The 14,460-nt window shown below is 66.8% G+C and carries 11 protein-coding genes, 2 pseudogenes and 1 riboswitch; of the genes and pseudogenes, 5 read left to right on the top strand and 8 right to left on the bottom strand.

Features of this window, described 5'->3' with window-relative positions; translation table 11 throughout:
• The coding region (locus VFW69_RS04045) for a FadD7 family fatty acid--CoA ligase (RefSeq protein WP_526498425.1) at positions 1-1,553 on the bottom strand (1,553 nt) is incomplete at its 3' end.
• Positions 1,554-1,792: 239 nt separating this feature from the next.
• Here VFW69_RS04045 and oxc point away from each other — a divergent pair.
• Positions 1,793-3,544, top strand: a complete 1,752-nt coding sequence (gene oxc / locus VFW69_RS04050; RefSeq protein WP_526498427.1) for an oxalyl-CoA decarboxylase — start codon at positions 1,793-1,795, stop codon at positions 3,542-3,544.
• Between the two features lie 30 nt (positions 3,545-3,574).
• Here oxc and VFW69_RS04055 read toward each other — a convergent pair.
• Positions 3,575-3,670 (bottom strand): annotated as a pseudogene (locus VFW69_RS04055) (LysR family transcriptional regulator); the annotation flags it as partial.
• A 387-nt stretch (positions 3,671-4,057) separates the two neighbouring features.
• Between VFW69_RS04055 and VFW69_RS04060 the strand changes: the two are divergent.
• Positions 4,058-4,813: a L,D-transpeptidase gene (locus tag VFW69_RS04060; protein WP_526498429.1), complete on the top strand. Its 756-nt coding sequence runs from the start codon at positions 4,058-4,060 to the stop codon at positions 4,811-4,813.
• Positions 4,814-5,066: 253 nt separating this feature from the next.
• A pseudogene (locus tag VFW69_RS04065) lies at positions 5,067-5,377 on the top strand (hypothetical protein); the annotation flags it as partial.
• A gap of 11 nt (positions 5,378-5,388) precedes the next feature.
• On the opposite strand, the gene VFW69_RS04070 reads toward VFW69_RS04065, so the two are convergent.
• On the bottom strand, positions 5,389-6,009 hold the full coding sequence (locus tag VFW69_RS04070) for a hypothetical protein (protein ID WP_526498431.1): 621 nt from the start codon (positions 6,007-6,009) through the stop codon (positions 5,389-5,391).
• A 182-nt stretch (positions 6,010-6,191) separates the two neighbouring features.
• On the opposite strand from VFW69_RS04070, the gene VFW69_RS04075 reads away from it, so the two are divergent.
• Complete coding sequence (locus tag VFW69_RS04075; RefSeq protein ID WP_526498433.1) at positions 6,192-7,136, top strand: NADP-dependent oxidoreductase; 945 nt, start codon at positions 6,192-6,194, stop codon at positions 7,134-7,136.
• Here the strand turns inward: VFW69_RS04075 and VFW69_RS04080 are convergent.
• Both VFW69_RS04080 and VFW69_RS04085 read right to left on the bottom strand, forming a co-directional pair.
• Positions 7,128-8,927, bottom strand: coding sequence for an NRAMP family divalent metal transporter (locus tag VFW69_RS04080; RefSeq protein WP_526498435.1), 1,800 nt, complete (start codon positions 8,925-8,927; stop codon positions 7,128-7,130). The two genes, VFW69_RS04075 and VFW69_RS04080, sit on opposite strands and share 9 nt — an antisense overlap.
• Positions 8,928-9,042: 115 nt before the next feature.
• Entirely contained in the window at positions 9,043-9,258 is a 216-nt protein-coding gene (locus tag VFW69_RS04085; RefSeq protein ID WP_526498445.1) for a hypothetical protein, read from the bottom strand.
• A 236-nt stretch (positions 9,259-9,494) separates the two neighbouring features.
• Positions 9,495-9,667, bottom strand: a riboswitch (M-box (ykoK) riboswitch).
• Between the two features lie 111 nt (positions 9,668-9,778).
• On the opposite strand from VFW69_RS04085, the gene VFW69_RS04090 reads away from it, so the two are divergent.
• On the top strand, positions 9,779-10,438 hold the full coding sequence (locus VFW69_RS04090) for an O-methyltransferase (RefSeq protein ID WP_526498437.1): 660 nt from the start codon (positions 9,779-9,781) through the stop codon (positions 10,436-10,438).
• Between the two features lie 3 nt (positions 10,439-10,441).
• Here the strand turns inward: VFW69_RS04090 and VFW69_RS04095 are convergent, their stop codons facing one another.
• The 3 genes from VFW69_RS04095 to VFW69_RS04105 form a co-directional block, all read right to left on the bottom strand.
• Positions 10,442-12,436 carry an acyltransferase family protein gene (locus VFW69_RS04095; RefSeq protein ID WP_526498439.1) on the bottom strand — a complete coding sequence of 665 codons (1,995 nt, stop codon included), beginning with the start codon at positions 12,434-12,436 and terminating at the stop codon, positions 10,442-10,444.
• A 239-nt stretch (positions 12,437-12,675) separates the two neighbouring features.
• Entirely contained in the window at positions 12,676-14,103 is a 1,428-nt protein-coding gene (locus tag VFW69_RS04100) for an aldehyde dehydrogenase family protein (protein WP_526498441.1), read from the bottom strand.
• A gap of 16 nt (positions 14,104-14,119) precedes the next feature.
• Positions 14,120-14,460: thiamine pyrophosphate-dependent enzyme (locus VFW69_RS04105; protein ID WP_526498443.1), on the bottom strand; the 341-nt coding region annotated here is incomplete at its 5' end.

Genomic DNA, 14,460 nt, shown 5'->3' on the forward strand with positions numbered 1-14,460 from the left:
GAACCTTTCGCGGTATGCGGCAACTCGCCGGCCTGCTGGAACTCGGCGGGCACCTCGAAGGGCGCCAGGCGGTCACGGCAAAACGCCGTCAGTTGGTCGGCCGTCGGTGCGGCGGGTCCGCGCGCGACGATGACCGCGGCCACGGTCTCGCCGTACAGCTTGTCCGGCATGCCGAACACACCCACCTCGAGCACGTCGGGGTGGGTGGCCAGGACACCCTCGACGCGCTCCGGCGAAATCTTTTCCCCGCCCCGGTTGATGAGCTCCTTGATGCGGCCGCGGATGACGAGGTCGCCGGCCGGCGACAGCGTGCCCAGGTCGCCGGTGTGCAACCACCCCTGGGTGAAATTGGCGGCGGTGATGGATGGGTCGCCGAGGTAGCCGCGCACCACGGTCGGGCCGTGCAGCCAGACTTCGCCGACCGTCTCCGCCGGCAGCGCCTGGCCGTCGGGCCCGACGATCCGGATTTCCGGGCCGGTCGACCGGCCGACGAGACCGGGTGTGGCACCGGGGTTTTCACTCCTGTCCGCGCCGCCGATCGCGGTCGTCGTCACCTGGTGGGTCGACTCGGTCATTCCGAAGGCGGACACCACCGGCGCCGAGAAGGTCTCGTGTAGCGCCTGCGCGGTCTCAGCGGTCAGCGGCGCGCTACAACTCCGGATGAACCGCAGGGCGTGCGTGCCGCCCGGCTGCTCGGTTCGGGCGCGCTCCAGCAATATCTGATGGATCGTCGGGACGGCGGTGTACCAGGTGGCCCCGACGGCCTCGATGTCGTCCCAGAATGTGTGTGCCGAGAACTTTCCACGCGCGGGCAGCAGCACCGCTCCCCCGGACACCAAAGTGCCCAGCAGCGCGGCGAGCAGACCGTGCCCGTGATAGAGCGGCATCACCGCCACCGTCGCGTCCCGCGAACTCAGCCCGTAGCCGGCGATGATGGCAGCGACCGAGCGGGCGACGTTGTCGCGCGTCCACGGAACCATCTTGGGCACACCGGTGGTTCCGCCGGTGAACATGATCATGGCATCGTCGTCGCGCAGCCCCTCGGGGGCCGACACGTCACGCGGGGCTGCCGCGGTGACGTCCAGGCTGACCGCCGCGGCGGTGCCGTCAGACCCGACGGTCACCGCGATCGGCCACGACGGCAAGCCGTCCGGTGCAGCCGTGTCGCTGTCGGCGTCGCCGGGCTGGTCGACGAGCACGGCCCGAACTCCCACCGCCGCGCAGCGGGCACGCTGTTCGGCGGTGGGTAGAGCCGGATCCAGCGGAACCACAACGAGATCCGCACGCGACGCCGCCAGCAGCCCGACGACGAATTCGGCGTTACTGCCGGCGCGCAGCGCGACCCGGTCGCCGCGCAGCAAGCCAGCGGCATTCAGCTGTGCGGCCAGGTCGTCGACCAGCCGGACCAAATCGCGATAGTCGACCGGTATGTGCTCGGCGGTGACCACCAGCGCCCGTGCCTCCGGCGACCGGCGTGCCGCCGCCTCGACCAGATCGGCGATGCGCGGACTCGCGGATTCTGTCGACCCCTCGCCGCTGTCAATTGACCCCACCGCCGAACTCCTTCCACTTTTGCTACCGATGTCACCCTGCCGGTCGGCTTTCTGGTGCGTCCAATATCGATTCGCTCACGATCGATAACCGGCGGTTATCGAGCCGGGGTAACATCGTCCTGACCTGCCACGATAGACAACGTAAATCATCGGATAGTGCCCACGTCTTGGACACCTGGTGTGCGCTCGGGTCACAGTGATGGCTAAGGCAGTACCGCAAGCACCCGAGGAGTCGCCACATGTCCACAGCTTCGGCATCTCCCAATCCGGCACGCCAGATAGATGGGTGTCACCTTGTGGTGGACGCGCTGCAAGCCAACGACGTCGGCACCATCTACGGGGTCGTCGGCATCCCGATCACCGACCTCGCCCGCGTCGCGCAGGCGTCGGGCATCCGCTACATCGGTTTTCGGCAGGAGACCTCGGCCGGCAACGCGGCGGCCGCCGCCGGATTCCTGACCCGGCGGCCCGGTGTGTGCCTCACGACGTCCGGACCCGGTTTCCTCAATGGCCTGCCCGCGCTGGCGAATGCGACGACGAACTGCTTTCCGATGATCCAGATCTCCGGCTCCAGCAATCGGGCGCTGGTGGATCTGCAGCGCGGCGACTACCAGGACCTCGACCAGCTCAACGCCGCGAAGCCGTTCGCCAAGGCCGCCTATCGGATCGGTCGGATCGAAGACATCGGGCGTGGCGTCGCGCGCGCCATTCGCACCGCGGTCTCCGGGCGGCCCGGTGGCGTCTACCTGGACATCCCCGGTGAGGTTCTGGGCCAGGCCATGGATGTTGTCGCCGCGGCGGACACGGTCTGGCGGGTCATCGACCCCGCCCCGCGGCAACTGCCGGCGCCCGACGCGGTCGATCGCGCGCTGGGTGTGCTGGCTCAAGCGCAGCGGCCGTTGATCGTGCTCGGCAAAGGCGCGGCGTATGCCCAGGCCGACAACGTGATTCGGCAATTCGTCGAGGCCACCGGGATTCCGTTCCTCCCGATGTCGATGGCCAAGGGCCTGCTGCCGGATTCGCACCCGCAATCCGCCGCGGCCGCCCGCTCCCTGGCGATCGCGCGCGCCGACGCTGTTCTGCTGATCGGTGCACGCCTGAATTGGCTTCTGGGTCAAGGGGAGTCGCCGCAATGGAGCCGTCAGGCCAAATTTGTTCAGGTGGACATCGCCGCGTCCGAGTTCGACAGCAACCAGCAGATCACGGCGCCGCTGGCCGGAGACATCGGCTCGGTGATGTCCGCGCTGTGTGACGGCGTGGCCGCCCGCCCGATCGCCGCACCGCCGGAGTGGACCGGCGAACTGGCCGAGCGCACGGCACGCAACGACGCCAAGATGAGCGAGCGCCTGGCCGAGAATCCGCACCCCATGGGGTTTTACAACGCTCTCGGTGCGATTCGCTCTGTGTTACAGGACAACCGGGACGTGTGCGTCGTCAACGAAGGGGCCAATGCACTCGATCTGGCCCGCAATGTCATCGACATGGAGCTGCCGCGACACCGGTTGGACACCGGAACCTGGGGCGTGATGGGCATCGGAATGGGTTATGCCATCGCCGCCGCCGTCGAGACCGGCAAGCCGGTGGTCGCGGTCGAGGGCGACAGCGCATTCGGCTTCAGCGGCATGGAGATCGAAACCATCTGCCGCTACCGACTGCCGGTGACCGTCGTCATCCTCAACAACGGCGGCGTCTACCGCGGCGATGAGGCCACACGCGGCGCGGCCGCAACGGGATCGGATCCGGCCCCGACAGTGTTGAGCGCCCGGGCGCGCCACGAGCTACTCGCGGAAGCGTTCGGCGGCAAGGGATATCACGTCATCACGCCGTCGGAGCTGCGCGCGGCGCTGACCGAAGCGATCGGCACTGGGGCGCCGTCGATCATCGACTGCGAACTCGACCCGGCGGCGGGAGTGGAAAGCGGGCACCTGTCCAACCTGAACCCGGCCGCCGCGGGCGCCCCGCCGCCGGCCGAGGTCAGCGCCGGCGGGTAAGCCCCAGCAGCTGCGCGTCGAAAGATCGTCGAGCGCCGGCTGGGAGACAAAGCATTTCTCGGCCGCCCGGGCGAAGTGCCGCTCGGAAGCGACCCCCACGAAGTACTCCAGTTGACGGAAGGCCACCCGCACTCCTCGGGTTCGGGCTGGGCCTTTGGGCACCGATCCCGCTGAGGCTAGCGCGTTGCCGGCGGGCGGGCCAAGCCGAAGTTGGTGCCACGATTATTGCGGCGAATCCTACGAATTCGGCCTAGCGGGCGGGTCGTAACGTTGCGGGCGCGAAAACCGATGTATCGGTACCGCTTTCACTCAACTGCGGCTCGGGCTTCCGCAATCGTCATGGGCCGCGACGCTACCCATTCGGCTGCGCTCCGACGCGGTTGAACTCAATCGGTGATCGAATCGTTACCGTGACGACCGAGCCCAGCTGTCATTGTTTGCTGAAACCGGTGATCAGTGGGTAACCAGTAGGATATCGGTGTGTTAGTCACACCATCTCGAAGGGTGGACGCTATGCGTCGGGGTGCTCGTTATCTATTTGTTATGGTCGCGATCACGGCTGTGGGCCTGGTGGCGCCGGTCGGTCGCAGCACCGCCGCCGTGCCGCTACCACAACCCAGCCCGCAAGTAGCCTCGATTTTGCCCGCTGACGGCGCCGTGGTGGGCGTGGCCCACCCGGTCGTGGTGACCTTCACCGCTCCGGTGGCCGATCGGGCCGCCGTCGAACGGTCAATCCATGTCACGTCGCCCAGCGGCACCCCCGGACACTTCGAGTGGGTCCAGAACACTGTTGTGCAGTGGGTTCCCAACCACTATTGGCCCGCCCACACCCACGTGTCGGTCGGTGTGCACGCCCTATCGACGGGTTTCGACACCGGCGATGCGCTACTCGGCGTCGCCAGCATCTCCAAGCACACCTTCACCGTCAGCAGGGACGGCGAGGTGCTGCGTACCATGCCGGCGTCGATGGGCAAGCCCAGCCGGCCCACCCCGATCGGCAGCTTCACCGCGCTGGAAAAGCAGCGCACCGTGGTGATGGACTCGCGGACCATCGGCATTCCGCTCAGCTCGCCTGAGGGATACAAGATCACCGCCCAGTACGCCGTACGCGTCACTTGGAGCGGCGTCTACGTCCACTCCGCGCCGTGGTCGGTTGATTCCCAGGGCAATGCCAACGTCAGTCACGGCTGCATCAACCTCAGCCCCGACAACGCCGCCTGGTACTTCAACGAGGTGAACGTCGGAGACCCCATCCAGGTCGTGGCCTGAGCGCCACCGCCACATCCCGGGCGCGACCACCCGCGCTCCCCTGCGCGCACCCTTCGCGGTGTGACAACCGTCACAGCCGTCGAACGGAAGCACGGCCAACGGGGGTTCGGTTCGTTCAGTTAGACGAGTGATCTCAACGAGAGGCGGGCCATGACCGATGACGCGAAGCGCGCGAAAGTTAGCTCTACAGACCCGATCAGCGCGGCGCGGCAACAGGTAGCCGAACGCATCCGGGACTTGGACGCCCACGAGGGATGTATTCGTCGACTGGCTGATCGCCGCCGGGCACGACATCCGGCGCATCGACGACTACGACGAATGGCTGGACCGGTTCACCACGGCTCTGCGGGCCTTGCCGGACAAGCAGCGCCAGCATTCGGTGCTGCCGTTGCTGGACGCCTACCGAAAGCCGGAGACGCCGCTGCGCGGCGCGCCGGCCCCACCGAGGTGTTCCGGGGCGCGGTGCAGGCAGCAAAAATCGTTGCAGGCGAGGATATTCCGCATCTGTCGGCGGCGTTGATCGACAAGTACGTCGCGGATCTGCGCTTGCTGGGCTTGGTGTAAACGTTGCTGAGCTAGCCGGGCAGCCTGTTCTTAATCGCGGCATCCTGTTTGCGACCGATGTCGAGAGCGACGGCCGGATCGATCGGCTCGTTGGGCGGGCTGTCGAATTCCAGAGTGACCAAAGCCTTGGCTTCGGTGAAGACCAACACCGTCATCGCCTGGGAGTTGTCAGGGGAGGTACCCGAAATCGTTATCCCGTTCGCGCCGACGGCAAGCGGTTGCCAACTACCGTTCACCTTGCCGTTGTAACTGCCTAGGGTGGAGGCCGATTCGGCGGCGGCCGCCGACGGATCGGCGGCGACCACGATGGTGTCCCACAGCCGACGGCTGCTGTCGCCGTTGGCGAACAGCTGGGCAACCCCCGGCGCGTTGTTGGGGTTGAGCATGGGTGATTGTGGCGCGGTGAGACCGCCCCCGATGTCGTTCGGTTTGATCAGCAAGAAGCCGTAGTCCGAGGGCTGGCCCGACGGCGGCCCGGTGACCACGCTCGAACTGGTCGAAGCGGGGGAACTCGACGCCGGCACCGACGAGGGCGACGAGGATTTATCGGCGCTGCCGCATCCGGTGCTCGTGGCGCCGACCACGGCGATGGCAACGGCCCAGCCGGCGATGCCGGTGCGATCAACTTCCACGCATGTTCCTTCCACGTGTCATCGGTGTCCGGCTGTCACCGCGGATCCCGACGCCGCCGGCGAAACATTGGGGTAAACCAGGCTTGCTACGAACATAGGCCGAGTCGGCGCCCGGTGGGTAGCACTTGGACGTGCCTATGCTGGCACGGGTAAGAGCATCCTCGCGTTGGAAGGAGATCGGTATGACGGCCGCAGCGGCTCGCGCAGTACGGTTCGACCGTTACGGGGGACGTGAGGTGTTGTACGTCGCGGACATCGAGATGCCCTCCCCGAGGCCCGGTGAGGTCGTCGTCGAAGTTCGTGCCGCCGGGATAAACCCCGGCGAAGCCGGCATCCGGGTCGGGGCGATGCACGAGATGTTCCCGGCCAGCTTTCCCTCCGGCCAGGGCAGCGATCTTGCCGGCGTCGTCACCGTCGTGGGACCAGGGGTCACCGAGTTTTCGGTCGGCGACGAAGTCTTGGGATTCAGCATGCGCCGGTCCAGCCACGCCACCCACGCTGCGGTTCCGGGCAACCAGTTGATCCGCAAACCTCCCCAACTCAGTTGGGAGGCAGCGGGTTCGCTGTACGTGGTCGGAGCGACCGCTTATGCGGCCGTCCGCGCCGTGGCGCCTCAAGCCGGTGAGACGATCGCCGTGTCGGCCGCCGCGGGCGGGGTGGGCAGCCTTGTCGTGCAGCTTCTGGTGTTGCGCAAGGCGCGCGTGCTCGGCATCGCGGGCTCAGGCAACGCCGACTGGCTGCGCGCGCATGGCGTCATCCCGATCGCCTACGGTGACGGACTCGCCGAGCGGCTGCGTGACGCGGCGCCGGACGGCATCGACGCATTCATCGACCTGTTCGGCCCGGACTACGTCCAGCTCGCCGTCGATCTCGGCGTGGCGCCCGAACGGATCGACACCATCATCTCGTTCCAGAAGGCGGGCGAAGTGGGCGCCAAGACCGAGGGCAGCATGGAAGCCTCGACGCCCGAGGTGCTCGCCGAGATGGCCGACCTGATCGTTTCCGGTGCCATCGAATTCGACATCGCCGCAACCTACCCGCTGGACCACGTCGCCGACGCTTATGCCGAGCTCGAGCAGCGGCACACACACGGGAAAATCGTTCTGCTGCCGACTAACTCAGAATGAGGCGGCCGGCCCGACAACACCGGCCTGCACGATCTTGATGATGACGAAAGCGACCGCCACCACCAGGTAGCCCCGCAGGGTGAACAGCCCCGCCCGGCGCATCGGTGACATCCTCGGCCGATCGAGCATCGCGAGGTTGGGGGTTTGCCAGCCCGACCGGTCCTGACGACGTACGGCGCGCCGCTCGGCATGCGTCAGCGACGAGGCGTCGTCGAGTTCGTCGACCTCCTCCGGGTCGAGGCCGCCACCGAGAGTGCGCACGATGTCTTCTGCCTCGGTCAGGTTCCGGTGTCGCCCGCCCACGATGATCATCACGGCACCGCCGACGGTGCCGAGCACTGCGCCAACCGCGAGCCCGACCTCGATGGTGGCCGTGGAGAGGCCGGGGAAGAAGGTGGCCGCCGTCAACGCCAGCGACAGCAGCACCAGGCACCACACGATGGCCCACGCAATGATGTTCTGCCGCACCGTATTAACCCACGGTCCCAGCACTGCCCGATCGTTGCACAGGAGCACCAGGAAGACGGTGGCCGACGGCAGCAGCACACCGGCCAGTGCCTGGACGCCCTGGGTCACCAGGCCCAGAATGTGGTCGGGGCTGAAGGAGACCGCCGCCGACACCGCGAGCAGTATCGCGTAGCCGCCGTAGAACAGTGGAGCCTCGCGGATCTTCCAATGCAACGAGTGCCGCTTACCCATGGCATCGCCGACCGCATAGGTGGTCGCCAGGCCGACGGCGTTGGCGCCGATCAGCGACGCGTCCAGCAGGATGATCGCGAACAGCACCCCGACCGTGCGGCCCAAATGCTTCGACAATCCCGACGCGACCGCGCCCGCATCGGTGAAGTGACCCGCATCCGCGGTGCCGGTCAATCCGAACGCCGCCACGGCCATCAGCGCCGTCGCGCCGACCATGACCACGACGATTCCAATGGCCAAATCCACTCGGCCGTACGGGATCCAGCGGGCGGTGATGCGCTTGTCCACCACGTTGGACTGCTGGAAGAACAGCTGCCACGGCGCGACCGTGGTGCCCACGATCGCGACCACCAGCAGCAGCACCGTCGAGTTCAGCCCACCGGGGAACTGCGGGATCAGCCCGGCCACGGTTGCTTTGGAGGTCGGATGCACCAGCAACACCATCGGGAAAATCAGCACATTCACCGCAATCAGGAGGAACATCAACCTCTCCCAGCGTCGGAACGACCCGCCGGCCACTACGGCGAACAACAGCACGGCGGCGGCAGGGACGGCGACGATCTTTGGACAACCGAGGAACCCGAGAGCCAGTGAGACGCCAATGAATTCGGTGACGATCGTCAAGGCGTTCAGGACCAACAGATCACCGACGCTGAAGGCGCCCCAGAACTTGCCGAACCGCTCGAATATCAAACGCGCGTGCCCAACCCGGGCTACCGCGCCTAGCCGCAGCACCATCTCCTGGTTCACGTACAGCACCGGAATCAGCAGTGCCAGCGTCCACAGCAGGCCCATGCCGTAGTTCTGGCCGGCCTGCGCGTAGGTCGCTACGCCACCGGCGTCGTTGTCGCCCACCATGACGATCAGTCCGGGTCCGGTGATAACCGCCAAAGTGCGTAGCCGCCGCCAGCGTCCACTGAACGCGCCGTCCCCGTCGCGCCGGATGCGCCCGAACGCGCCGACGATGTCGCCGACGTGCGCGGAATCCACCATGACTGGGCTTTGCGCCTCAGAGGGCGCGCCTTCCGGCGCGGCAGCGGTCCTGCCGAACACCGGGGTGCGGCGGCCGCCGCCGGTGTGAATCGAAGTCATCGAATCCTCGCTATCTCAAGCGCTTCTCACCTCGCGGTGAGACAGCCGTGGTTGCGGCACTCAACGCGCCTGCGGCGGCGGGCGGCGCTGTGACGCCCGCCGCCGAGGCACTGGTTCAACGGTGGTCGCCGTCGAAACCCGAGACGTGGCCACCCAGCGACGCGGTGACCATCGCGATCGGCATCCTCGAGACGTACAGGTTGGCCCGCTCCTGCGGGGTCAGGCTGGCCCGCAGGTGAAACCTGTTGGCCAACAACCGGCCCGCACGCAGCATCGACCGGCCGCGCATCCTGGAAGCGGCGGAAAAACGGTGTGTGACAACAAAAGCCATGATCTTCTCCTGACGCGGGTCCGATCGGCATCGGCACGTCGTATCAGCCGCGCAGGACCAAACGACGTCAGGCGGTGAAAGAAATGCCGGAACCGGATCGGGACAAGACGGATTTCGGATAGGGACTATCGCCGGGACTCATCTCGCCCTCACCTCCTCACGGCCAGGACACACGGGGGTGTCACCACATTCACCTGAACGAAAGAGGCAGGAATGACCCACGGCACAAACCGCGGGCCGCACCCCTCTCGTCGGAGCTTCGGCACTGCACGGCGTATCCGGAACATTCCAGAAGCCACTTGGGCTCAACCCTTGGGTCCGGGAAGAGCTGTCCTGACCCGGGGCGTCTCTCGACGTTCGGGGTCAGTGGCCTGTATCCATGCAGACGCCTCACCTACCGAGGTGCTTGCGGGTCCATAGTGACACCGCGGTCGCAGGCTCGTCAAACGCTTAACAAATCCCTGACGGCCGCCGCGGCTCGTCCAGCGCCCGCTCAGGCTGCGCGCCTAGGCTCGATGCCATGACCACAACGCTGCAGGATGCCCGGGTCGCTTCGACGCTCGACCGCATGTATGCCGATTCGAAAAACCAAATGTCGCTGTTGCGCGAGCGGCGCGGCACGTTCGATCGGCCGATGACCGCGCAGGAGCGGGCCGAGGCGATGAGCGAGTTCTACATTCCGGTGACACCGGAAGCCGGCCGGTTGCTGTATTCGCTGGTGCGGGCCACCCGTCCGGCCACCGTCGTCGAATTCGGCATGTCGTTCGGCATTTCCGCCCTGCATCTGGCCGCGGCGGTGCGCGACAACGGCACCGGCCGGGTGGTGACCACGGAGCTGAGCGACACCAAGATCGCGTCGGCGAAGAAGACGTTCGCCGAGACGGGCTTGGACGACGTGATCACCATCCTGGAAGGCGATGCGCTGACCACGCTGGAAAGCCTGGGCGGAGCAATCGATTTCGTCCTGCTCGACGGCTGGAAAGATTTGTACTTACCGATCATCGAGTTGCTGGAGCCCCGCCTATCCACGGGTGCGTTGGTCATCGCCGACAACGCCAGCTCGGCCGACATGGCGCCCTATCTCGATCGCGTGCGCAACGAGGACAACGGCTACGTCAGCTTCAACTTCCAGGTTCGCGACAACGACAGCATGGAGATCAGCTGCCGCACAAGTGGTTAGGGCCTACCGCAGCGATTCCTCGAGCCACGGCGTGAGCCACTTCACCCCTTCGGGGGTGAGGTGGACGCCGTCGCTGCGCACCTTGATGCCATCGACCTTGGCGGTATAGACACCGTCGGGGCACAGCTTTTTGTTCAGATCGAGGATCGCGGCGTTCGGATGGTGGCTAACGGTCTTGTGCAACATGGTGTTCCACAGGTTGACCCGATCCGGCTGGTCCTCCGGATACAGCCGGCCGTCCGGCTTTTCACCGCCCCGGCTGTAGGGGACGGTGGCGACCACCACGTGGACACCGGTAGCACCCACGATGGTCAGCGCCCGTTCGAGCTCACCGTTGAGGTAGGCGTCGAAGGTCGGGTCGCCGATGTGGGTCCACTGGCCCTCGTTGACCCGGTCCACCGTTTCCCAGCGGCCGATGACCAGCAACGCGACGTCCGGCTGATCCCGGCTGACCTGCGTCGACCAGCGAATCGGCCAGCCGTCGCATTCGGACCGTTGCTCCAAAGTCTGGCCGATGTAGCGGTACGGCGTGCCGCGCACGAGGCTGCATCCGATGACGGTGTGGTCGAGGAAAGCGAACCCGGGCGTCGGGGGCAGGTAGTGCATCCAGGTCCACCCGATCGAATCACCGAACACCGAGACGGTGAACGGCCGGTTGGCATCTCGGGGCCGGCTCGCACCGGGCGGCGACGGCGAGACCGCCGCGACCGCCGAGACGCCGGGAGGTAGACCGACCTCACGCAGGCCGGGTCCGGTGCCCACCGGGATCACCAACAGAGTCACCGCGGCCGCGCTGGCCACGGTCGCGGCCGCCAGCGGCAGCAGCGGCACCCGCGCCGGTCGCCAACGCCGGATGGGTTGTTCGAGCAGCCAATACGACGTTGCGGCCACCACCAGCGTGACGCCGCACCGCGCGGCGAATAACGGCAGACCGGACCATCCGGTGCGTTCGCCGTTGAGCGCCAAAAAGATTGGCCAATGCCACAGGTAGACGCCGTAGGAGATGGTTCCCAGCCACACCAGTGGGCGCAACGCGAGCGCGCGGGCGACGATTCCGCGCTGCTCCAGCGCGACGGGTGCGATCACGATCACCGCCGCAATTGCGACTCCGATCAGCAAGCCGCGGCGGAATTCGCCGCTGGCTCCGGTGGCGTAGTGCGTCGCTGCGGCCAGTCCCGCCATACCCAACAGCGGCAGAATCCGGGCGGTCCGCCGCCCCCACCGCGTACGGATCATGCACCAGCCGCGGTTCATCGACGGCCAGTCCCGCACCAGCAGGGCGGCCGACGCGGCGCCGACCAGCAACGCCTGCGCGCGGGTGTCGGTGCCGAAGTAGATACGGTCGCGGGTGGCGTCCGACGCCAAGACGATGGCGAGCGCCGCCGAAGCCACTGCGCCGACGGTGGCTATCAGGAACGTGGCGAACCGCACACCGCCGACGGTGGCCCGGGACGAGCGGCGCCTCGCGCGGGCGGCGAGCAGCAGGGTCACCGCGATGAGCAGCACCGGCCAGACGAAGTAGTACTGCTCCTCCACCCCGAGTGACCAGGTGTGCTGCAGGGGCGAGGGCGGAGCGCCCTGGGTGAAGTAGTCGGTCTTCTGGGCGACGAACCGCCAGTTCGCCATCCACACGAAGGCCGCGATCGCGTCGTCGCGCAGGCCGGTCAGCGACCGGTCGGGCAGTAGCTGGCGGGCGGCGGCCACGGTGAGCACCATCAGCACCAGTGCGGGCAGCAGTCGGCGCGCACGCCGGATCCAGAAGCCGGTCAACTCGATACGGCCGGTGCGTCCCAGTTCGTCCAGCAGCAGCGAGGTGATAAGGAAACCGCTGAGGACGAAAAACACGTCGACGCCGATGAATCCGCCGCTGACGCCCGGGATGCCGCCGTGCCCGATCAGCACCAGCGCGACCGCGATCGCACGCAGTCCGTCCAGTGCCGGGATTCCGCTGGCCCGCTCCGGCCGGTCCCAGATCGACAGCCGGCCAACCCGGCGCACGGGGGCCACCCATCGGGGCCGAGTACGACGAGCCGGTGCGGGGTGAGACCCGCCCGGCTCTGTGCTTGCTGTCAGCGCGCCGTAACTACCATTTCGCCCGGCGCCATGGTTGATGCCGATACGTCGCTGCCCCTCCTGTTGAGTTCAGCAAGCCAGCCTAGAGGCGGGCGCACAGGATCAGGTGGAGGACACGCGAGGTGTTTTCCGCCGTGCTGCGCTCGGATTTCACCCCTGACGCGTCAGGCCTTGTCAGGCGCGTAGCCCAGGGTGCTCTTGACCTCCAGATACTCGTGAAAGCCGAACTCGCTCCATTCGCGACCGTTGCCGCTGCGCTTGTAGCCGCCGAACGGCGCGTTCATGTCGAATGCGTGATTGATGGTCACCCATCCCGCGCGGATCTTGCGGGCGACCTCGCGCGCCGTGTCGAGGTCGGCCCCCGAAACGTAGCCGGCGAGGCCGTATTGGGTGTCATTGGCGATTTCGACGGCGTGGTCGATGTCGTCGTAGCCGAGGATGCAGAGCACCGGCCCGAAGATCTCCTCGCGGGCGATCGTCATGTCATTGGTGACATGCGCGAAGACGGTCGGCTTCACGTAGTAACCCTTGTCCAGCCCCCCCGGGCGGCCCGGGCCCCCCGCGACCACGCTCGCGCCCTCCTCGATGCCTTGCTGGATCAGGCGTTGCACCTTCTCGAATTGTGCCCTCGACGCGACCGGACCGATGGCCGTCGCATCCTCGCTGCCCACCGGAACCCGTTCGGCGACCTCACGCGCGATGTCAATGGCCTCATCCATCCGGGAATTCGGGACCAGCATGCGCGACGGAGCGTTACAGCTCTGCCCGGAATTGGGCATCATGTTGGCCACCCCGGCGCTGACTCCCTGGGCGAAGCCACTGTCGTCGAGGACGATGTTGGGGCTCTTGCCGCCGAGCTCTTGGGTCACTCGCTTCACGGTCGCTGCGGCATTCGTGGCCACATCGACACCGGCGCGGGTGGATCCGGTGACCGACACCATGTCGATGTCGGGATGGCTCGCCAGTGCCACACCGACACCCGGCCCGTCGCCGTTGATCAGGTTGAACACCCCGGCCGGCACGCCCGCGGCATCCAGGATCTCGGCGAAGATGTAGGGCGAATACGGGGCCACCTCAGAGGGTTTCAGGATGACGGTGCAGCCGGTCGCAAGCGCCGGGTAGACCTTGACCGCGACCTGGTTGATCGGCCAGTTCCAGGGGGTGATCAAACCGCAGACGCCGATCGGCTCCTTGGCGATCAGGGTTGCGCCTTTTCGTTCTTCGAACGGGAAGTTCTTCAGCGCGTCGATGGCTGTGGTCAGGTGACCGATCCCAAGGAAGACCTGCGGCCCAGCGGCGAGCGACGGCGGCGCGCCGATTTCTTCGGTGACCGCCTCGGCGAGATCGTCCGCTCGCTTCTGGTATTCGGCGAGGATGGCCTGCAACAGGTCCAGGCGCTGTTCGCGGGTGCTCTGCGACCAGCTGGTAAAAGCACGCCGGGCGGCATTGACCGCGATGTCGACATCGGCCGCCGACCCCAGCGAGATCTTCCCGGAAACCTGCTCTGTTGCCGGGTTCTCCACGTCGAAAGCATTGGGGCGCAACGGGTCGACCCACTGCCCGTCGATGTAGAACTTCAGGTATTCGCGCATCAGATCGATCCCTTTCTTACTGGGTGCCTTCGGCGTACCAGGTTCGGAATTCGTCGTACTTGGGCATCTCCTCGGAATTGGCTTTCGGATCGATGCAGACGTGGACGACGGCGGTCTTGCCGCTAGCGTAGGCCCGCTGGATGGCCGGCCCGATCTCATCCTCCTTTTCGACGTACTCGCCGTGGCAGCCGAAGCCCTCGGCGACCTTGTCGAGGCGGACGTCCTTGCTCCAGTGCACGCCGGGCTGCGGCGACGGCTGGGAGAAGGTGCGCTTGTACACGCCTACCTCCAGGCCCCACTGGTGGTCGACACCCACCACGCACACCAGCGGAAGATTCAGCCGCGCTGCGGTTTCCA

Source organism: Mycobacterium sp., from assembly GCF_036273375.1.
Taxonomy (GTDB): domain Bacteria; phylum Actinomycetota; class Actinomycetes; order Mycobacteriales; family Mycobacteriaceae; genus Mycobacterium.